Raw genomic sequence first — 22,783 nt, 5'->3', positions numbered from 1 at the left:
CTCGGATTGGGAATGCGGTCTGCTGGCGCTGGCGTGTTCTGTGGTCCAACAGGAGGAAACCAGCATGCAAACCATCGCCTTCATCGGCCTCGGCCACATGGGCGCCCCCATGGCCGCCAACCTGATCAAGGCCGGCTACCTGCTGCGCGTGTTCGACCTGGTGCAGAGCACCATCGACGGGCTGATCGCCCAGGGCGCCAGTGCCGCGCGCAGCGCCCATGACGCCGTGGACGGTGCCGACGTGGTGGTCACCATGCTGCCGGCCAGCCAGCACGTCGAGGGCCTCTACCTCGGCAACGAAGGCCTGCTCGCGCACATCGCCCCCGGCACCCTGGTGCTGGAGTGCTCCACCATCGCCCCGGCCTCGGCGCGCAAGGTGCATCAGGCGGCGGCCGAAAGGCATATCCCCCTGCTCGACGCTCCCGTCTCCGGCGGCACCGGCGGCGCCATCGCCGGCACCCTGACCTTCATGGTCGGCGGCGAGGCCGAGGTGCTCGAACGCGCGCGCCCGGTGTTCTCAGCCATGGGCCGCAATATCTTCCACGCCGGCGGCGACGGTGCCGGGCAAGTGGCCAAGGTGTGCAACAACCAGTTGCTCGCCGTGCTGATGATCGGTACCGCCGAATCCCTCGCCCTGGGCGCTGCCAATGGCCTGGACCCGGTAGTGCTGTCGGAGATCATGCGGCGCAGCTCCGGCGGCAACTGGGCGCTGGAGGTGTACAACCCGTGGCCCGGCGTGATGGAGAACGCCCCCGCCTCGCGCGGCTATACCGGCGGCTTCATGGCCGCGCTGATGACCAAGGACCTGGGTCTGGCGCAGGAGACCGCGCAGGTCAGTGGCAACAGCACGCCCATGGGCAGCCTGGCGCTGGCGATGTACCGGCTGCTGGTGAAACAGGGCCATGGAGAACAGGACTTTTCCGTCGTGCAGAAGCTGTTCGATTCCTAGGTACAGGCATGGTGCGCTCGTGCGTCCCGGCCGAGACTGGCCTCCCCTGAAGGACAGAGGGCCATCGGCCTTGAACTCATTCCTGCTGCGCTATCGCTTTCGTCTTCTGCTCAACAGCATCCTTCTGCTGCTGGTCGTCCTGGCTTTCCCATCGCCCAACCCGCTGCTGGAATTGTGCAGCCTGTTGCTGATGGTGCTGGCTGGCCTGAACACCGTCCGCAGCCATAGCATGCTTTTCAGCTTCATCAGCGTGATGGGTGTGCTCAGCCTGTTCATGCTGTTCGCCCCCGCCGCGTGGCATGTGCACCCCACACTGCAGCGAGGTATTCCGCAATTGATCTTCATTCAGTTGCTGGTCGTCGCACTGTTCCGCCGCGTCACCCAGGAACGCCCCGTCACCCGCGAGTTGCTCTACGGACTCTGCGCCCTGTACCTGAACTTCGCCCTGTCTTTCGCACTGGCCTACAACCTGATCGAGGACCTCAGGCCGGGCAGCTTCCAGACCAACAATGGGGCACTGCATCTGGACGCCTTCATCTACTTCAGCATGATCACCCTGACCACCATCGGCTACGGCGACATCGTCCCGGTGAACCCGCTGGCGCGCCTGCTGGCGGGCAGCGAAGCGATCATGGGCGCGCTGTTCATCGCGCTGGCGGTGGCGCGGGGGCTGAGCCTGATGAGCGACGACAGCAAGGACTGATTGTGAAGCCGGGCTTACGAGTGCATGGCGTCAGCCGGTCTTTATCGCCGGCGGTCGCCGGCCGAAGATGAATCACCTGCCAACCCTGCACAGCCAGGCGCGGCACTCCCTCCCACGAAAAGGTGATTCCATGAACATTGCCCTGATCGGCGCCACCGGCCACGTCGGCCATTACTTCCTCGAAGAGGCCCTGCGCCGAGGCCACCAGGTCACCGCATTGGTGCGCGACCCGGCGAAACTGCCGGCGCGCGACCACCTCAAGGTGATCCAGGCCGACGTCTTCGACGCGGCCCAGGTCGCCCGTGCCGTGGCTGGCCAGGACGTCGTGATCAGCGCGTTCAACGCCGGCTGGGGCAACCCGGATATCCGCGAGGCCCACGCCAGCGGCAGCCGCGCCATCCTCGACGGGGTGAAGGCTTCCGGCGTGAAACGCCTGCTGGTGCTCGGCGGCGCTGGCAGCCTGGAGATCGCTCCCGGCCAGCGTCTGGTGGACAGCCCGGAATTCCCCGAGCAGTGGAAGCAGGGCGCACTCGGCGCCGCCGACGCACTGGATCAATTGCGTGGCGAGAAGGAGCTGGATTGGGCCTTCCTCAGCCCGGCCATGCTGCTCGACGGCGAGACCCGCAGCGGCAGCTTCCGCATTGGCGGCGACCAGGTACTGTTCGACGGCAATGGCGAGAGCCGCATCTCCCTGCCGGACCTGGCGGTGGCGATGATCGACGAGGCCGAGCAAGCCAACCATCACCAGCAGCGGTTTACCGTGGCTTATTGATGGAACCGAATAGGTCCATGGGCCACGTTCAAGCCAAAACGTAGGATGGCGTGGAGCGCAGCGATACCCATCGACCCCGCGCACCTGCATGGGTATCGCAAGCTCCACCCATCCTACGCAAGCGTCCTCCGGGACCGCGGTAGACGCGTAGGGCGCATAACCCGGAACGGGTTATCCGCCGATTCCCGCGCGGCGGATAGCGCTGGCGCGTTATCCGCCCTGCGATCCTGCAAGCAACGGATTCCGCCGCGTTGGATTTCGCGGACAAGGTCCGCTCCTACGGTGCGTAAAAACAAGACGGGCCACCCTTGGGTGGCCCGTTTCGTTTGGTCCCGCGCGGCAATCAACGCTCGCGCAGCGCCTCCGCCTTGGCCCGCAGGATGGGCTTGAGCAGGTAGCTGAGGATGCTCTTCTTGCCGGTCATGATGTCCACGGTGGCGATCATGCCGGGGATGATCAGCAGCGGCTTGTCGTCCGTGCCCAGGTGGCTTTTGCGGGTGCGCAGCTTGATCAGGTAGAAGCTGTTGCCGTCGTCGTCGGTGACGGTGTCGGCGCCGATCTGCTCCAGGTCCGCCTGCAGGCCGCCGTAGATGGTGTAGTCGTAGGCGGTGAACTTGACCATGGCGTGCTGGCCGGGACGCAGGAAGGCGATGTCCTGCGGACGGATGCGCGCTTCCACCAGCAGGGTGTCGTCCAGCGGGACGATCTCGATCAGGTCGCTGCCCGGCTGGATCACGCCGCCGATGGTGTTCACCAGCAGCTGCTTGACGATGCCGCGCACCGGCGAAGTGACCAGGGTGCGGCTGACGCGGTCTTCCAGCGCCTTGCCGGTGGCGGTGGCCTTGCTCAGTTCGGTGCGGGCTTCGTTGAGTTCCTTCAGCGCGTCGCTGCGGAAGCGCGACTGGGTCTCGGCGACCTTGCGCTCGACTTCCTTCACCGCCGCTTCGGCACGCGGGATCGCCAGGGTGGTGGCGTCGAGCTGGCCACGGTTCTCCACTTCACCGCGCTTCAGGCGCAGCAGCTCCACCTGGGACATCGCGCCCTGGGCCACCAGCGGCTCGGACATGGAGATTTCCTGGCGCAGCAGGTTCAGGCTGTTGCGGTACTGCGCCTGCTTGGAGATGAACTCGCGCAGTTCCTGCTGCTTCTGCACCAGTTGCTGCTGCAGGCCGTCGGTTTCATCCTTGAGCTGCTGCTGGCGGCTGTGGAACAGCGCTTCTTCGCTGCTGGCCTGGCCCGGAGCCTTGGCACGCACGTCGTCGGGGATGTTCAGAGCGCGGTCCTCGACCTCAGCGGACAGGCGCTCCACGCGCAGGAACATCGCCAGGCGGTCGGCCTCGGTCTCGCCGACGTTGGACTGGAAGCGCGTCGGGTCCAGGCGCATCAGCTGCTCGCCGGCCTGCACCACCTGCCCTTCGTGGACGAAGATCTGCGAGACGATGCCGCCTTCCAGGTTCTGGATCTTCTGCACCTTTGACGAGGGAATCGCCTTGCCCTCGCCACGGGTGACTTCGTCGATCCGCGCGAAGTGCGCCCAGAGCAGCAGGAAGGCCACGAAGCCGATGAGAATCCAGATGGTCAGGCGCACCACCCGCGGCGCGTCCTCGATCAGCGCCTTGCTGACCTCCGGAAGCGGCTGGCCGGAGAGGTTGTCGCCGCCCTTGAAATAGCCACGGACAGAGTGGCGGATACTGCCCAGAGGATTAAGCGACACTGATCTGCCCCTTCTTCAGTGCATCCATGACCACGTCCTTCGGACCGTCGGCGATGATGCGGCCCTTGTCGATGATCACCAGGCGGTCCACCAGGCTGAGCATGGAGGCGCGGTGGGTGACCAGCAGCAGTGTCTTCTCGCCCATGATCGCTTGCAGGCGCTGTTTCAGGCGTTCTTCGCCGGCGTTGTCCATGGCGCTGGTGGGTTCGTCCAGCAGCAGGATCGGCGGGTCGAGCAGCAGCGCGCGGGCCAGGGCGACGTTCTGCCGCTGGCCGCCGGAAAGATTGTGCCCGCGCTCGCCGACCTGCAGTTCATAGCCCTGCGGGTGCAGGCGGACGAACTCGTTCACGCCGGTCAACTCGGCTACTTCCAGCACGCGCTCGTCATCGATGTAGCGCGCGCCGCTGACCAGGTTGTCGCGCAGGGTGCCACTGAACAGGCTGATGTCCTGAGGCACGTAGCCGATGTTGTGGCGCAGCTCGCTGATGTCCAGCTGGCGCACGTCGGCGCCGTCCACCAGCAGGTTGCCGTTCTCGGGCTGGTGCAGGCCGACGATCAGCTTGGCCAGGGAGCTCTTGCCCGAGCCGCTGCGGCCGATGATGCCGATCTTCTCGCCGGCGCGGATCTGCAGGTTGATGCCGTGCAGCGCCGCCACCTGCTGGTTCGGGTAGGCGAAGTCGAGGCCGCGCATCTCGATGCCGCCGCGCAGTTGCGAGCGGGTCAGCGGACGTTCGTCGGCGTTGCGCTCCTGCGGCAGCTCCATCATCTGGTTGGTAGTCGCCATCGACAGGCGTGCCTGCTGGTAGCGCTGGATCAGCCCGGAGAGCTGGGTCAGCGGGCCGAGGGCGCGGCCGTTGAGCATATAGCAGGCGATCAGGCCGCCCATGGACAGGTCGCCGGCGATGATCAGGTAGACGCCGCCGATGATCATGATGACCCCGGCCAGCGCCTGGATCAGCACGGTGATGTTCATCGCCAGGGTCGACAGCAGCTTGACCCGCAGCTCCAGGCGGCTGAGGGTGCCGATGGTCTGCTCCCAGAGGTACTGGCGCTCGCTTTCGGCGTTGTTGACCTTCACCGCGTCGAGGCTGGCGAGGGTCTCGATCAGGCTCGACTGGCGTTCGGCGGCCAGCGCCATGGTGCGGTTCATGGTCTCCACCAGCGGCTTCTGCAGCAGCCAGCCAAGACCTGCGGCCAGCGGGAAGGCGATCAGCGGGACGAACACCAGCGGCCCGCCGATGATGCCGATCACCAGCAGGATCAGCAGGGTGAACGGCATGTCGATCAGGGTGGTGAGCGTGAGCGAGTTGAGGAAGTCGCGCAGCGTCTGGAATTCGTGGATGTTCTGGGCGAACGAGCCGACCCGCGCCGGGCGGTACTTCATGCTCATGCCGACGATGCGCTCGAACAGCGTCGCCGAGATGATCAGGTCGGTCTTCTTGCCCGCCAGGTCCAGGCACAGGCCGCGCATGGTCTTGAGCAGCAGGTCGAACAGGTAGGCGCCGCTGATGCCGATGGCCAGCACCCAGAGGGTGGCGGCAGCCTGGTTGGGCACCACGCGGTCGTAGACGTTCATGACGAACAGCGGCGCGGCCAGGGCGATCAGGTTGATCAGCAGGCTCGCGGCCACGGCGTCGACGTAGAGCCAGCGCGAGCGCTTGAGGGTGTCGCGGAACCAGCTCTTGGCGCGCGGGATCAGCTCACCGTGCTGCAGGTCGAACTTGTGCTGCGGCTGGGCGAAGAAGGCCTGACCGGCGTAGTCCTCGCTGAGCAGCTCGCGGGTGACGCGTACTTCACCGCCGTCGCTCTCGGACAGCAGCAGGCGCGCATCGCCGTTGTTTTCCCAACCCAGCAGCACCGCGCAGCGCCCTTCGCGCAGCAGCAGCATGGCGGGCATGGCCAGCGCGGGAATCTGCTCCAGCTTGCGCTGCAGCAGGCGCCCCTGCAGGCCGGCGCGAGCCGCCGCACGGGGCAGCAGCTCGGCGGACAGGCGCTGGCCGGGCAGCGGCAGGCCGCTGGTGAGCATGGCGCGGCTGGCCGGCTTCTGGTGCAGCTGACAGAGCGTCAGCAGGCTGTCCAGCAGCGGGTCATCCAGCAGACCGCGCGGATCGTGGCTTAGGGGTACTTCGCTGACTTCTTGATCCACGCGGATGCTCTCTCGGGCAGGTTAGTTGAGGCCGGGCAGCTGGACTTTCGGCTTGATGTCTTCGGAAGCCACTGCGGCCATCGGCGCGACCACGCCCTGGCTCTTGAGCAGTTCGCCCAGGGTGGCCTTGATGCGGTACTGGGTGAACAGCTCGGTGTACTTCAGGTCGACCAGGCGGCGCGAAGCGTTGAACAGTTCGTTCTCGCTGTCCAGCAGGTCGAGCAGGGTGCGCTCGCCGATGGTGAACTGCTTCTGGTAGGCCTCGCGCACACGGGTGCTGTAGTCCACGTACTGGCGGGCGATCGGCAGCTGGTCACGGGCATTGTTCAGGGCGTTCCAGGACAATCCGAGTTCCTCGTTCAACTGGCGCAGGGCGTTGTTGCGGATATCCAGGGCCTGGTTCGCCTCATAGGACTTGGCTTCCAGCTCGGCCTTGTTGCTGCCACCGGCGAACAGGTTGTAGCGCATGCGCAGCATGGCCTGCCATTCGTTGTTGTGGCCTTCTTCTCCGTCGAGGTTGTTATCGGCACCTCGGGAAAGTTCTGCATCGAATCTCGGATAGAAGGTCGATTTCGCAGCGTCGTACTGCTTCTCGGCGGCGGCCACGTCGGATTCTGCGGAGCGCAGGATCGGGCTGTTCTCGACCAGTTGGCGACGGGCGGCCTGCAGGTCTTCCGGCAGTTGGCCGACAAGCCCGGTGGGCTCGCTCAGCTCCACCGGGTCGCTGCCCACCACGCTGTAGTAGTTGGTGCGGGCGTCGGCCAGGTTGGTCTTCTCGGTCATCAGGTTGTTCTGCGCCTGGGCCAGACGGGCTTCGGCCTGGTCCTGGTCGGCGAGTCGGCCGACGCCACGGGAGCTGCGCAGGCTGATCTGGTCGTAGACGCGCTGGTGATTCTTCAGGTTGTCCTCGGCCAGGCGAACCATCTCCTGGCGACGCAGCACGTCGGTGTAGACCTGGGCGACGTCCAGCGCGGTGCGCTCGGAGGTACCCAGCAGCGCATAGGCGCGGGAGTTGACGTTGGCCTGCTGGCGGCCGACTTCGCTGGAGGTGGCGAAGCCGTCGAACACCATCTGGCGCAGGGCGAGGTTGGATTCGCCACGGTTCAGCGTGTCCCAGTGGTCGCCTTGGCCACGGGTAGTGGTGTTGTCGGAGCCTTCACGGCCGTAACCGGCGGTCAGGTCGACGGACGGCAGGTAGCCACCTTTCGCAGCGCGCAGTTGCTTGTCCGCAGCGAGACGCGAGTTCACCCCGGCCTGGATTTCCGGGTGGTACTCCAGGGCCTTCTGCATGGCCTGGTTGAGGGTGTCGGCCTGCACCGGCAGGGCAACGGGAATGACGAAAGCCAGGGCGAAGGGCACGGCTTGAGCGAATCGCATGCGCATGAGGAAAACATCCTTATCAGTGAGATAGCCGCAGCGATTCGATTGCCGCTAGGGAGCGTCAAAAGACCGGCGAATGGCTGCAAGGAAAGCTTCAAAAAGCGTGATGAATTTCACGCTAAATTTTTTTGGGCGGACCACCGATATCAAAGTGACATCGATTTGCCAATTGTTTAGGATGGCAATCGAATGGTCAATACATTGGCATATCCGTAATTTCGATACGCTATAAGCCAAAGGATTGACGCCAAACTTTTTGCTCTTAAAGACAAAGGAATGCCTCCTGAGCCGACCTCACCTGCGGCCGGTCGGCAACCAGGCAAGCCTCACCAGGAGAAGTGCATGAGCAGCGTCGTCGCCGTCGTAAAAAGCATCATCGGCCAAGTGATTGCGGTATCCCCCGAAGGCGCCCAGCGCGTCCTGGTCGAAGGTGACCGCATCTACCAGGGCGAGCAGCTGCTCACCGGCGCTTCCGGCGCGGTGACGCTCGACGTCGGCAAAGGCAAGCTGGTTGACCTGGGCCGCGACAGCCAGTGGAGCAGCGCCGACCTGCCGCAGGCCGAGACGCACCACGCCGCCGCGCAACCGGTCAATGCACCGAGCACCGAAGACCTGCAGAAAGCCATCGCCGCCGGCCTCGACCCGACCCAGGCGCTGGCGCCCACCGCAGCGGGCCCGACTGCCGCGCCTTCGGCCGCTGGCGGCAATGGTGGCGTTGGCGGCGGCCACAGCTTCGTGGTGCTGGATGCTACCGCCGGCCGCGTCGACCCGAACATCGGCTACACCACCTCCGGCCTGGACAACGGCGGCGCTACCGGTGACGAGCGCCAGAACGAACTGCCGGCCAACCTCGCGCCGCAATTCGAAGACGGCGGCAACGGCGTGCTGAACCTCACCACCGCCGAAGACACCCTGCTCACCGGCGCCTTCTCCGCCCGCGACCCGAACGGCGACCTGATCTCCTACAGCGTCGGCCAGGCACCGGCCAACGGCCTGCTGGTGCTCAACCCCAACGGCACCTGGCAGTACAACCCCAACGGTGACTACAACGGCGCCGACAGCTTCACCGTGATCGTCACTGACAGCCGTGGCGCGTCCAGCACCCTGGTCGTAAACGTTGGCATCACCCCGGTGAACGACGCTCCGGTGGCCACGGGCACCTATACCAGTGCCATCACTGACACCGCCGCCAACGACAGCTTCGCCGACATCAAGGGCCAGCTGACCGCCACCGACGTCGACGACACCAACCTGACCTGGAGCGGCAGCGCCAAGGGCGCCTACGGCGAGCTGACCGTCAACGCCGACGGCAGCTACACCTACGTGGTTGACGCCAACGCGGTGAACGCCCTGCCGCTGGGTCAGAACCCGAGCGAGAACTTCACCGTCACCGTCACCGATCCGTCCGGTGCCACCGACACCCGCGTCATCACCATCAACGTCCAGGGCGCCAACGACACCCCGGTCGCCCAGGATGGCCAGGCCAGCGGCAACGAAGACAGCGTGATCGGCGGCCAACTGGTAGCCACCGACCGCGACACCGGCAGCACCCTCACCTTCACCACTAACGGCAATCCGCCGGCGGGCTTCACCCTGAAGCCGGACGGCAGCTGGACCTTCGATGGCAAGGACCCGTCCTACCAGCACCTGGCCGAGGGCGAGACCCAGGTTGTGCAGGTGCCCTACACCGTCACCGATGAGCACGGTGCGACCAGCACCGCCACCCTCACCGTGACCCTGACCGGCACCAATGACGCGCCGGTCGCCCTGCCGGGCGCAGCCACCACCGAAGAAAACAGCGTGCTCAACAGCCAGGTCCCGGCCGCCTCCGACGTGGACGGCAACGTCGCCGGCTACCAGCTGACCACCGGTGTCGGCAACGGCAATGGCAACCTGACCTTCAACCCGGACGGCAGCTACAGCTTCAACCCCGGCAAGGACTTCGACAGCCTGGCCCAGGGCGAGACCCGTGACGTGACCTTCACCTACCAGGCGAAGGACAACAACGGCGCGCTGAGCGATCCGCAGACCATCACCATCACCGTTACCGGCACCAACGATGCGCCGGTAGCCCTGCCTGGCGCGGCCACCACCGAGGAGAACACCGTTCTCAACGGCCAGGTCCCGACCGCCACCGACGTCGACGGCAGCGTTGCCGGCTACCAGCTGACCACCGGTGTCGGCCAGGGCAACGGCAGCCTGACCTTCAATCCGGACGGCAGCTACAGCTTCAACCCCGGCAAGGACTTCGACAGCCTGGCCCAGGGCGAGACCCGCGACGTGACCTTCACCTACCAGGCGAAGGACAACAACGGCGCGCTGAGCGATCCGCAGACCATCACCATCACCGTCACCGGCACCAACGACGCGGCGGTCCTTACCGGCCAGACCAGCGGCAGCGCCGATGAAACCAACGCCCCGGTCACCATCGGCGGCAAGCTGAACATCAGCGACGTCGACAGCCCGGCCAGCTTCCAGGTCCAGACCGGCACTGCCGGCGACTATGGCAAGTTCAGCGTTGCCGCTGACGGCAGCTGGACCTACATCACCAACGAGGCCTTCAACGAGCTGAAGGACGGCGAGCATCAGACCGAGTCCTTCAACGTCCTGGCCGCCGATGGCACCAGCACCACCGTCACCGTGACCCTCATCGGCACCAACGACGCGCCGGTAGCCGTTGCCAGCACCGCCACTACCGAAGAGAACGCCGTTCTCAACGGCCAGGTTCCGGCAGCCTCCGACGTGGACGGCACCGTCGTCGGCTACCAGCTGACCACCGACGTGGGCCAGGGCAAAGGCACCCTGACCTTCAACGCCAACGGCAGCTACAGCTTCGATCCGGGCACCGCCTTCGACCATCTGGCCGCCGGCGCCGAGGAGACCGTAACCTTCACCTACCAGGCGAAGGACAACAACGGCGCGCTGAGCGATCCGCAGACCGTCACCATCACCGTCACCGGCACCAACGACGCTCCGGTCGCTTATGCCGACAGCGCCACCACCGAAGCGAACACCGTCTTCAACGGCCAGGTTCCGACAGCTTCCGACGTGGACGGCAGCATCGCCGGCTATCAGCTGACCACCGGCGTGGGCGCCAACAACGGCACCCTGACCTTCAATGCCGACGGCAGCTACAGCTTCAACCCCGGCAAGGACTTCGACGGCCTCGCCGAAGGCGAATCCCGCGACATCACCTTCACCTACCAGGCGAAGGACGACAACGGCGCCCTGAGCGATCCGCAGACCATCACCATCACCGTCACCGGCAGCAATGACGCGCCGGTCGCCAGCGCCACCACCGGCGCAGTGAAGGAAGATGCACAGATCAGCGGCCAGCTCGCCGCCACCGACGCCGACAACGGCGCCAAGCTCAGCTACGCCCTGGACAAGGCCGCCCCGGCCGGCTTCAGCATCGACGCCGACGGCAAGTGGAGCTTCGATGCCAGCGGCAGCGAGTACCAGCACCTGAAGGCCGGCGCCACGCAGACCCTCAGCATCCCGTTCACCGTCACCGACGAGCACGGCGCCACCAGTTCCAGCAGCCTGACCATCACCATCACCGGCACCAACGATGCGCCGGTCGCCAACGCGGCGTCCGCCAAGGCCAGCGAAGACAAGCTCAGCTTCGGCAAACTGACCGCCAGCGACGTCGACGACGGCGCCAAGCTCAGCTTCAGCCTGAATGACAAGGCACCGGCCGGCTTCACCCTGTTCAAGGACGGCACCTGGGCCTTCAGCGGCCTCGACCCGGCCTACCAGAGCCTCGCCGCCGGCGAGACCAAGGTGCTGTCGATCGACTACACCGTCACCGACGAACACGGCGCCACCAGCACCAACACCCTGACGCTGACCGTCACCGGCACCAACGACACGCCGATCGCCCTGCCCTCGCTGCTCAATGGCGTCAAGGAAGATGCGCAGATCAGCGGCGAGCTGAAGGCCATCGACGTCGACAACGGCGCGCAGCTCACCTACAGCCTGAACAAGGCCGCTCCGGCGGGCCTGACCCTGAACAGCGACGGCAAGTGGAGCTTCGACGCAAGCGATGCCGCCTACCAGCACCTGAAGGCCGGCGCGACCCAGCTCATCAGCGTGGGTTACACCGTCACCGACGAACACGGCGCCAGCACCCAGAGCGTGCTGGTGATCACCGTCACCGGCACCAACGATGCGCCCAAGGCCGACGCTGCGACGGCAGCCGCCAAGGAAGACGCCGTCAGCAAAGGCCAGCTCACCGCCACCGACGTGGACGATGGCGCCAAGCTGAGCTTCAGCGTTTCCGGCAACCCGCCGGCCGGCTTCACCCTGAAGACCGACGGCAGTTGGAGCTTCGACGGCAAGAACCCGGCCTACCAGTCCCTCGCCGAAGGCGAGACCAAGGACATCCAGGTCAAGTACATCGTCACCGACGAACACGGCGCCACCGACACCCAGACCCTGACCATCACCGTTACCGGCAGCAACGACCCGGCGGTGATCGGCGGCGTGGCCAGCGTGAATGTCAACGAGACCAACGCGCCGGTCACCACCGGCGGCCTGCTGACCGTCAGCGATGTCGACGGCCCGGCCAGCTTCCAGGCGCAGAGCAACGTCGCCGGCAAGTACGGCACCTTCAGCCTGGGCACCGATGGCACCTGGACCTACACCGCCAACGATGCCTACAACGAGCTCAAGCAGGACGAAAAACTGACCGACAGCTTCACCGTCAAGGCGACCGATGGCACCAGCGCCACGGTCACCGTGAACATCGTCGGCACCAACGATGCGCCGGTGGCATTCGGCGACAGCAAGACCACCGGCGAGAATGCGGCCTTCACCAGCCAGGTTCCGCTGGCGACCGATATCGACGGCAGCGTCGTCGGCTACGAACTGGCCACCGACGTCGGCCAGGGCCATGGCAGCCTGACCTTCAACGCCGACGGCAGCTACACCTTCGAGCCGGGCACCGACTTCGACCACCTGGCCGCCGGCGAAAGCCAGGACGTCACCTTCACCTACCAGGCGAAGGACGACAACGGCGCGCTGAGCGACCCACAGACCATCACTATCACCGTCACCGGCAGCAACGACGCCGCGGTCATCAGCGGCCAGACCTCGGTCAGCGTCTACGAGACCAATGCACCGATCAGCACCAGCGGCCAGCTGGCCATCAGCGACGTCGACAGCCCGGAAACCTTCCAGGCGCAGAGCAACGTCGCCGGCAAGTACGGCACCTTCAACCTGGGCGCCGACGGCCAGTGGACCTACACCGCCAAGTCCGCCTACAACGAGCTGAAGGTCGGTGAAACCCTGGTCGACACCTTCGCCGTGAAAGCCGCCGATGGCACCGCCTCCAGCGTCACCGTGAACATCGTCGGCACCAACGACGCGCCGGTCGCCTACCCGGCCACCGCCAGCGCGGTCGAAGGCGGCATCAAGGACCCCGGCGTCGTGGCCGGCGCCACCGACGGCTCTTCCGTCACCCTGACCATCACCACCACCCAGCCGGGCGAGGCGGTCAGCTTCAACTGGAAGTTCAGCACCAACGACGAATCGGCCTTCAACGATTTCGCCTACGTGCAGGTCAACGGCCAGAAGGTGCAGCTGCTTTCCAGCGTGGCTCTGGTCGGCGACGGCGGCAGCTCGGGGCTGCAGACCTTTCAGCAGGTGTTCGACAAGCCGGGCACCTACACCATCGTCCTGGGCGTTTCCGATGCCGTCGACAAATCCGTCGACTCGACCCTCGTGCTGAGCAACCTGCCTTCGCAGGTGAGCGTCGGCAATGTGGTCGGCCAGGTCACCCACATCGGCAGCAACTGGACCCTGACCACCAGCGGCGCCAACAACACCACCCTGACCAACCAGCTCAAGCCGGTCAGCGAGATCACCGGCAAGCTGCAGGCCACCGACGTCGACCACGACGCCCAGCTGACCTTCAGCACCGCGCAGAACACCGCCGGCTTCACCCTGAAGTCCGACGGCAGCTGGCTGTTCGACGCCAAGAACCCGGCCTATGACCACCTCGCCCAGGGCGAGACGCAGACCCTGGCGATCAACTACACCGTCACCGACGAACACGGCGCCACCGGCACCAGCACCCTGACCCTCACCATCACCGGCACCAACGACGCACCGGTCGCCGGGGTGATGAAGGAAACCGTCTACGAAGACAGCAAGATCGGTGGCCAACTGGCCGGCAGCGATGTCGACGACAATGCCGTGCTGACCTTCGCCACCACCGGCAACCTGCCGGCGGGCTTCAGCAGCGACAGCAGCGGCAAGTGGAGCTTCGACGCCGGCAACGCGGCGTACCAGCACCTGGCCGTGGGCGCGACCCAGAACTTCACCGTCAACTACAGCGTCACCGACCAGTACGGCGCCAAGAGCAGCAGCACCCTGACCATCACCGTCATCGGCACCAACGATGCGCCGGTGGCCAAGGCCGCCAGCGCCTCGGTGAATGAAGACAAGATCAGCGGCGGCACCCTCACCGCCACCGACGTCGACGACGGCCACGCGCTGTACTTCAGCCTGAAGGACGCGGCGCCCAGCGGCTTCACCCTGAACGCCAATGGCACCTGGAGCTTCAACGGCAACCACGCCGACTACCAGAAGCTCGGCGCCGGTGAAACCCTCGAGCTGCAGGTCAAGTTCATCGTCACCGACGACAAGGGCGCCACCGACGAGAGCGTCCTCACCCTGACCGTGACCGGCAGCAACGATGCCGCAGTCATCAGCGGGGCGAAGATCGTCAACGTCTACGAGACCAACGCGCCGATCACCACCAGCGGCAAGCTGGACGTCAGCGACGTCGACGGCCCGGATACCTTCCAGGCCCAGACCAATGTCGCCGGCAAGTACGGCACCTTCAACCTGGGCACCGACGGCGCCTGGACCTACGTCGCCAAGGACGCCTACAACGAGCTGAAGCCGGGCGAGTTGCTGACCGACACCTTCACCGTGAAGGCCGCCGACGGCACCAGTTCCAGCGTCACCGTGAACATCCTCGGCACCAACGATGCGCCCACCGCGTACGATGACAGCGTCACCATCGACGAGAACGGCCGCGTCAACGGCAAGGTACCGGCCGCCACCGATCCGGACGGCAGAGTCTCCAGCTACCAGCTGGTCACCGACGTCGGCCAGGGCAACGGCTCGCTGAACTTCAACTCCAGCGGCACCTACCACTTCGAGCCGGGCAGCGACTTCGACCACCTGGCCGCCGGCGAGAGCCAGGTCGTCACCTTCACCTACCAGGCGAAGGACAACAACGGCGCGCTGAGCGAACCCAAGACCATCACCATCACCGTCACCGGCAGCAATGACGCCGCCGTCATCAGCGGCGTGAAGTCCAGCAGCGTCAACGAGACCGACGCGCCGGTCAGCACCAGCGGCAAGCTCAACGTCAGCGACGTCGACAGCCCGGAAACCTTCCAGGCGCAGAGCAACGTGGCCGGCAAGTACGGCACCTTCAACCTCGGCACCGACGGCAACTGGACCTACGTCGCCAGCAGCGCCTACAACGAACTGAAGGTCGGCCAGACCCTGACCGACACCTTCACCGTGAAGGCCGCCGACGGCACCAGCGCCACCGTGACCGTCAACATCGTCGGCACCAACGATGCGCCAGTAGCCTTCGACGGCGTCGCGGCCACCGGGGAGAACACCGTCTACAGCGGCCAGGTTCCGACCGCCACCGATGTCGACGGCACCATCGCCAGCTACCAGCTCGCCACCAACGTCGCCGCCGGCAAGGGCACCCTGACCTTCAACGCCAACAGCAGCTACAGCTTCAACCCGGGTAGCGCCTTCGATCACCTGGCTGCCGGCCAGAGCGAAACCGTGTCCTTCACCTACCAGGCCAAGGACAACAACGGCGCGCTGAGCGATCCGAAGACCATCACCATCACCGTCAACGGCTCCAACGACGCGCCGGTCGCCTACGCCGACAGCAAGACCACCGAAGAGAACACCGTTCTCAACGGCCAGGTTCCGACCGCTACCGACGTCGACGGCAGCGTTGCCGGCTACCAGCTGACCACCAGCGTGGCTGCTGGCAAAGGCACCCTGACCTTCAACACCGACGGCAGCTACAGCTTCAATCCGGGCACCGCCTTCGACCACCTGGCCGCCGGCCAGAACGAAGCCGTGACCTTCACCTACCAGGCGAAGGACAACAATGGCGCACTGAGCGATCCGAAGACCGTCACCATCACCGTCACCGGCACCAACGACGCGGCGGTGATCACCGGCCAGACCACCGGCAGCGCCGACGAAACCAACGCCCCGGTCACCATCGCCGGCAAGCTGGACATCAGCGATGTCGACGGCCCAGCCAGCTTCCAGGTGCAGAGCAACACCGCCGGCACCCTCGGCAAGTTCAGCATCGCTGCTGACGGCACCTGGAGCTACGTCACCAACGAGGCCTACAACGAACTGAAGGACGGCGAGCACCGCAGCGAGACCTTCACCGTCCTGGCTGCCGACGGCACCAGCACCAGCGTCACCGTGACCCTCATCGGCACCAACGACGCGCCGGTCGCCTACGCCGACAGCCAGACCACCGAGGAGAACAGCGTTCTCAACGGCCAGGTTCCGACCGCCACCGACGTTGACGGCAGCGTCGCCAGCTACCTGCTGACCACCAGCGTGGCCGCTGGCAAAGGCACCCTGACCTTCAACACCGACGGCAGCTACAGCTTCAATCCGGGCGTTGCCTTCGATCACCTGGCCGCCGGCCAGAGCGAAACCGTGACCTTCACCTACCAGGCGAAGGACAACAATGGCGCGCTGAGCGATCCGCAGACCATCACCATCACCGTCACCGGCAGCAACGACGCAGCCGTCATCGGCGGCCTGTCCACGGCCAACGTGTACGAGACCGACGCCCCGGTCACCACCAATGGCCAGCTGAGCATCAGTGACGTCGACAGCCCGGAAAGCTTCCAGGCACAGAGCAGCACCGGCAAGTACGGCACCTTCAACCTCGGCAGCGACGGCGCCTGGGTCTACACCGCCAAAGAAGCCTACAACGAGCTGAAGGACGGCCAGACCCTGACCGACACCTTCACCGTGAAAGCCTTCGACGGCACCAGCAGCACCGTCACCGTGAACATCGTTGGCACCAACGACAAGCCGGTGGCGTTTGCCGACACCGTCAGTACCGACGAAAACGCCGTGTTCAACGGGCAGGTGCCGGTCGCCACCGATATCGACGGCACCGTTGCCAGCTACCAGCTCACCACCAACGTGGCTGCTGGCAAAGGCACCCTGACCTTCAACAGCGACGGCAGCTACAGCTTCAACCCGGGCGCCGCCTTCGACCACCTGGCCGCCGGCCAGAGCGAAGCCGTGACCTTCACCTACCAGGCGAAGGACAACAACGGCGCGCTGAGCACCCCGCAGACAGTCACCATCACCGTCACCGGCAGCAACGACGCGGCGGTGATCACCGGCCAGAACAGCGGCAACGCCGATGAAACCGACGCCCCGGTCACCATTGGCGGCAAGCTGAATGTCACCGATGTCGACGGCCCGGCCAGCTTCCAGGCGCAGACCAACACCGCCGGCACCAACGGCAAGTTCAGCATCGCCACCGATGGCACCTGGACCTACGTCGCCAACTCCGCCTTCAACGAACTGAAGGCCGGCGAACACCTCGTCGAGACCTTCGTCGTGAAAGCGGCCGACGGCACCAGCACCAACGTGACCGTCACCATCAACGGCACCAACGATGCGCCGGTGGCCTACGCCGACACCCAGACCACCGGCGAGAACGCCGTGTTCCAGGGTCAGGTCCCGGTCGCCACCGACGTCGACGGCACCATCGCCAGCTACCAGCTGGCCACCGGTATCGGCGGCGGCAAGGGCACGCTGACCTTCAACAGCGACGGCAGCTACACCTTCAACCCGGGTACCGCCTTCGACTACCTGGCGGCGGGCCAGACCCAGGACGTCACCTTCACCTACCAGGCGAAGGACAACAACGGCGCCCTGAGCGATCCGAAGACCGTCACCATCACTGTCACCGGCACCAACGACGCGGCGGTGATCACCGGCCAGAACAGCGGCAGCGCCGACGAAACCAACGCCCCAGTCACCATCGGCGGGAAGCTGATCGTCAACGATGTCGACAGCCCGGCGGTCTTCCAGACCCAGACCAACACCGTCGGCACCAACGGCAAGTTCAGCATCGCCGCTGACGGCACCTGGACCTACGTGGCCAACTCCGCCTTCAACGAACTGAAGGCCGGCGAACACCTCGTCGAGACCTTCGTCGTGAAAGCCGCCGACGGCACCAGCACCAATGTGACCGTCACCATCAACGGCACCAACGATGCGCCGGTTGCCTACGCCGACACCCAGAGCACCGGCGAAAACGCCGTGCTCCAGGGCCAGGTTCCGGTGGCGACCGACGTCGACGGCACCATCGCCAGCTACCAGCTCGTCACCAACGTGGCGGCCGGCAAAGGCACCCTGACGTTCAACGCCAACGGCAGCTACACCTTCAATCCAGGCACGGCCTTCGATCACCTGGCCGCTGGCGCTCACGAACTGGTGACCTTCACCTACCAGGCGAAGGACAACAACGGCGCCCTGAGCGATCCGAAAACCATCACCATCGACGTCACCGGCACCAATGACCGTCCGGTTGCGGCCGACGGCACCGCGTCGACCGGAGAGAACACCGTTCTCCAGGGCCAGGTCCCGGTCGCCACCGATATCGACGGCACCGTGGTCGGCTACCAGCTGGCCACCGATGTCGCGCAGGGCAAGGGCAGCCTGGTCTTCAACGCCAACGGCAGCTACACCTTCACGCCGGGTACCGCCTTCGACCACCTGGCCGCTGGCCAGAGCGAAACCGTCACCTTCACCTACCAGGCGAAGGACAACGACGGCGCGCTCAGCGATCCGAAGACCATCACCATCACCGTCAACGGCAGCAACGACGCTCCCAACGGCGCCGACAACACCATCACCCTGAACGAAGACAGCAGCCGCAGCTTCAGCGCCGCCGACTTCGGCTTCAGCGACGTGGACGCCGGCGACACCCTGAGTGGCGTGCGTATCGACAGCCTGCCCACCAACGGCACGCTGAAGTTCAACGGCAGCGCCGTGACCGCAGGCCAGGTGATCGACGCCGCCGACCTCGGCAAGCTGGTGTTCACCCCGGCCGCCAATGCCAACGGCAACAACTACGCCAACTTCACCTTCTCGGTGAAGGACAGCAGCAACACCTACGACACCACGCCGAACAAGATCACCTTCAACGTGACGCCGGTGAACGATGCCCCGGTGGCGGTGAACGACAACTTCACCCTCAGCGGCCTGAAGGGCAACTACTGGGGCTACAACGAAGGCCCCGATGGCACCAACCTGACCAGTCTGAGCCAGGTAACCAGCTTCATGGCCGGGCACAACCCCAGCGCCACCTTCACCTCCACCACGCTGAACTACAACCTCAGCAACGGCGACCTGGGCGGTGACGGCAACCTGCAGAAGTTCCTCGGCAACGATGCGAAGAGCCTCAACACCGATCCGGCGAACACCTCCGACGCGATCATCCAGCTGACCGGCGCGATCAACCTCAATGCCGGCAACTACCAGCTGCGGGTCAACGCCGACGATGGCTTCAGCATCAAGATCGATGGCGTGGAGGTCTTCAAGTACGACAACATCCAGAGCCCGACAGGCCGTGAATCGGCGGTGTTCACCATCGCCCAGAGCGGCAGCCACAGCATCGAGATCGTCTACTGGGATCAGGGCGGCCAGGCCCAGCTGCAGGTGGAAATGCGCCCGCAGAACGGCACCTACACCACCGTCGGCGGCACCGCGCTGACCCACACCGTGGGCGAGTTGGTGACCAACGAGGACACCGCGCTGACCATCGCTCCGCAGACCCTGCTGGGCAATGACAGCGACGTGGACGGCGACAGCCTGACCATCGTCAGCGTTCAGGGCGCGGTCAACGGCAGCGTGAAGCTCGAGGGCGGCAACGTCGTCTTCACCCCGGCCAAGGACTTCAACGGCAGCGGCAGCTTCACCTACACCATCAGCGACGGCCACGGCGGCACCAGCACCGCCACCGTCACCGTGGGCATCAACGCAGTGAACGATGCGCCGGAAGCCAAGAACGACCAGCAGACCACCGGCGAGAACAACACGTACAACGGCCAGGTCCCGGCGGCTACCGACATCGACAGCGCGGTCAACCCCAACGGCTATGCCCTGGTACAGGGCGTGGGCGCCGGCAACGGCACCCTCACCTTCAACGCCAACGGCAGCTACGTGTTCAATCCGGGCACCGACTTCGACTCGCTGAACGTCGGCGAATCGCGCCAGGTGACCTTCACCTACACCGCCAAGGACGCCCAGGGTGCGGTCAGCGCGCCGGCCACCGTGACCATCACCGTGACCGGCAGCAATGATCTGCCCACCGCCACCGACAGCACCGTGACCCTGAACGAGGACGGCAAGCGCAGCTTCAGCGCCAGCGACTTCGGCTTCAGCGACAAGGACGCCGGTGACGCACTCAAGGCGATCCGCATCGACAACCTGCCCACCGCCGGCAGCCTGACCCTCAACGGCCAGTCGGTGACCGCCGGCCAGGTGATCGCCGTCAGCCTGCTCGCCAGTCTGGTCTACACCCCGGTGGCCAACGCCGCGGGCAACGCCTACGCGACCCTGAAGTTCTCGGTACAGGACAGCCACGACGGCTTCTCCAGCTCGTCCAGCACCCTGACCCTCAACGTCACCCCGGTGAACGATGCGCCGCTCTCGGCGGACGGTTCGGCCAGCGTCTACGCCGGCAAGACCTACACCTTCGGCACCAAGGACTTCGCCTTCAGTGACACCGCGGACTCCACCAACGGCCAGAACCACAGCCTGCAGAACATCCTGATCAAGGCCCTGCCGGACTCCGGCACCCTGCTGCTCAACGGCCAGGCCATCAGTGCCGGCAAGGCCGTCAGCGCCAGTGACATTGCCGCCGGCAAGCTGACCTTCGTACCCGACGCTTCAGGTTCCAACGCGCACTTCAGCTTCGCCGTGCAGGACAGCGGTGGCGTGGCCAACGGCGGCGTCGACACATCGCCGACCTACGGCTTCGACATCCACGTCGGCCAGGTGCAGATCCCGGCCACCAACCCCAACGGCGACAACACCCTCACCGGTGGCTCGGGCGATGACGTGATCCTCGGCGACGTCGGCGGCATCAAGACGCTCACCCAGGGCGGCACCAACTACAACATCGCCCTGGTGGTCGACACCTCCGGCAGCATGGCCTACAACCTTGCCGGCCAGTCCGGCGCGGCCTATGCCAACTCGCGGATGAAGCTGGTGAAGGATGCGCTGATCAGCCTGGCCAACGAACTCAAGGGCCATGACGGGATCATCAACATCTCCCTGATCGGCTTCCAGAGCACCGCCAGCCTGAAAGTCAGCATCACCGACCTGTCCGACGCCAACATCGACCAGTTGGTCAACGCCATCGGCAAGTCCCAGAACCAGGGCCTACAAGCCGTCGGCGGCACCGACTACCAGGAGGCATTCGGCCAGGCGGTCAGCTGGTTCAACGATCAGAAGAACAGCTACGAGAACATCACCCTGTTCCTCACCGACGGTGACCCGACCGAGTCCAGCGGCAACGGCTCGCTGATGCAGAACACCACCCAGGCCTTCGCCAGTCTGTCGGCGCTCAGCGAAGTGCGTGCCATCGGCATCGGCACCAATGTCAACGAGAGCACGCTCAAGTACTTCGACAATACCAATGTCACCGGCCTGGGCACGGTGAGCTGGAGCAGCAGCTCCACCTTCACCTTCGACAACAACAGCGCCCTGCCGGGCTGGACCCTGAGCAAGAGCTCGACCGGCTCGGCCGGCATCGCGGGCAACCAGCTGCGCATGACAGATACCAACGCGGCCGGCGCGACCAGCGTCATCACCTCGGACCTCACCGTCAACAAGAACAGCACCGCGAGCTTCAGCTTTGCCTTCAGCGAAAACATGAACGCCAACGACACTTTCACCTGGACGCTGAAACAGTATGTCGACGGCGCCTGGAAGCAGGTGGAAACGCACACGCTGACTTCCTCGTCGAGCAATACCACCTACACCACCGACAAGGCCGTGGGCGAAGGCACCTATCGCATCGACTTCGTGCTGACCGATAACTCCAACAATGGCACCGCAACGGTCAACATCGACAACCTCAAGCAATCGACCACCACTTACGCCACAACGGGCCAGGTGGACATCGTCAAGCAGGCCAGCGACCTCACGGCCGCGCTGCATGGCGGCTCCACTTCCACCGAACTGGCGCCCTCGGGCCATGACACCATCAACGGTGGCGCGGGTGACGACATCATCTTCGGTGACACCATCAACACCGACAACCTGCCCTGGGGCGTCAATGGCAACCCGGCCAAACCGGCCGACATGCCGGCGGGCTCGGGTGTCAGCGCACTGTCGGCCTTCCTGGAGCTGAAGAACGGCCACGCCGCCACCAGCGACGAGATGTACGACTACATCAAGGCCAACCACGCGCTGTTCAACGTCGAGGGCGATACCCGTGGCGGCAACGACCACCTGTATGGCGGCGATGGCAACGACATCCTCTACGGCCAGGGCGGCAACGACTTCCTGTTCGGCGAGAATGGCAACGACATCCTCTTCGGCGGCACCGGCGACGACCAGCTCACCGGCGGCAAGGGCAACGACATCCTCACCGGCGGTGCGGGTGCCGACACCTTCATCTGGAAGGCCGGGGATATCGGCAACGACACCATCACCGACTTCAAGGCCGGTGAAGGCGACCGCATCGACATCAGCGACCTGCTGCCGGAGACCGCGCACAACGACATCCTCAGCTACCTGAAGGTGGACACCACGACCTCGACCCTGCAGGTGAGCACCACCGGGCAGATCAACAACGGCGGGGCCGCGGACGTCACCATCAAGCTGAGCGGGGTCGACCTCTCCGCCTACGGCTCGACCTCCACCGAGATCGTCAACAAGCTGGTGGCGGGTTCCGACCCGGTGGTCAAGACTGAGCATCACTGATCCACGGTTGCCGCCAGGCTTCCAAACGGTCAGGCTCTGACACGACGACAGCGGGGCTACCCTTCGGGGTGGCTCCGCTG

The 22,783-nt window shown here is 65.4% G+C and carries 7 protein-coding genes; 4 read left to right on the top strand and 3 right to left on the bottom strand.

Annotated elements, in window-relative coordinates; translation table 11 throughout:
• The first annotated feature begins 64 nt into the window (after nt 1-64).
• From mmsB to IB273_RS19325, 3 genes are all read left to right on the top strand, one after another.
• Nucleotides 65-949, top strand: a complete 885-nt coding sequence (gene mmsB / locus IB273_RS19335; RefSeq protein ID WP_192224795.1) for a 3-hydroxyisobutyrate dehydrogenase — start codon at nt 65-67, stop codon at nt 947-949.
• Nucleotides 950-1,019: 70 nt separating this feature from the next.
• On the top strand, nt 1,020-1,652 hold the full coding sequence (locus tag IB273_RS19330; RefSeq protein WP_174824621.1) for a potassium channel family protein: 633 nt from the start codon (nt 1,020-1,022) through the stop codon (nt 1,650-1,652).
• A 130-nt stretch (nt 1,653-1,782) separates the two neighbouring features.
• On the top strand, nt 1,783-2,424 hold the full coding sequence (locus IB273_RS19325; protein ID WP_151189612.1) for an NAD(P)-dependent oxidoreductase: 642 nt from the start codon (nt 1,783-1,785) through the stop codon (nt 2,422-2,424).
• A 343-nt stretch (nt 2,425-2,767) separates the two neighbouring features.
• On the opposite strand, the gene IB273_RS19320 is transcribed toward IB273_RS19325, so the two are convergent.
• The 3 genes from IB273_RS19320 to IB273_RS19310 are packed head-to-tail and all read right to left on the bottom strand — an operon-like array spanning nt 2,768 to nt 7,667.
• A complete protein-coding gene (locus tag IB273_RS19320; RefSeq protein WP_192224794.1) occupies nt 2,768-4,138 on the bottom strand; it encodes an HlyD family type I secretion periplasmic adaptor subunit in 1,371 nt (456 codons plus the stop codon).
• The gene (locus IB273_RS19315) at nt 4,128-6,284 is read right to left on the bottom strand and encodes a type I secretion system permease/ATPase (protein WP_081517609.1); all 2,157 of its coding nucleotides are present in this window, start codon (nt 6,282-6,284) and stop codon (nt 4,128-4,130) included. Before IB273_RS19315 ends, IB273_RS19320 begins: the two co-directional genes overlap by 11 nt.
• A 21-nt stretch (nt 6,285-6,305) precedes the next feature.
• On the bottom strand, nt 6,306-7,667 hold the full coding sequence (locus IB273_RS19310) for a TolC family outer membrane protein (protein ID WP_045209747.1): 1,362 nt from the start codon (nt 7,665-7,667) through the stop codon (nt 6,306-6,308).
• 339 nt (nt 7,668-8,006) lie between these two features.
• Here IB273_RS19310 and IB273_RS19305 point away from each other — a divergent pair, with 339 nt between their 5' ends.
• The gene (locus tag IB273_RS19305) at nt 8,007-22,703 is read left to right on the top strand and encodes a retention module-containing protein (protein ID WP_192224793.1); all 14,697 of its coding nucleotides are present in this window, start codon (nt 8,007-8,009) and stop codon (nt 22,701-22,703) included.
• Nucleotides 22,704-22,783 lie beyond the last annotated feature (80 nt).

Source organism: Pseudomonas sp. PDM19, from assembly GCF_014852215.1.
Classification (GTDB): Bacteria; Pseudomonadota; Gammaproteobacteria; order Pseudomonadales; family Pseudomonadaceae; genus Pseudomonas.
This window is presented reverse-complemented; position numbering and strand designations above follow the sequence as displayed.

Bases quoted from the DNA above. Each gene is read 5' to 3' on its own strand.
- mmsB (WP_192224795.1), top strand. From the start codon at position 65: ATGCAAACCATCGCCTTCATCGGCCTCGGCCACATGGGCGCCCCCATG.
- IB273_RS19325 (WP_151189612.1), top strand. From the start codon at position 1,783: ATGAACATTGCCCTGATCGGCGCCACCGGCCACGTCGGCCATTACTTC.
- IB273_RS19310 (WP_045209747.1), bottom strand. From the start codon at position 7,667: ATGCGCATGCGATTCGCTCAAGCCGTGCCCTTCGCCCTGGCTTTCGTC.
- IB273_RS19305 (WP_192224793.1), top strand. From the start codon at position 8,007: ATGAGCAGCGTCGTCGCCGTCGTAAAAAGCATCATCGGCCAAGTGATT.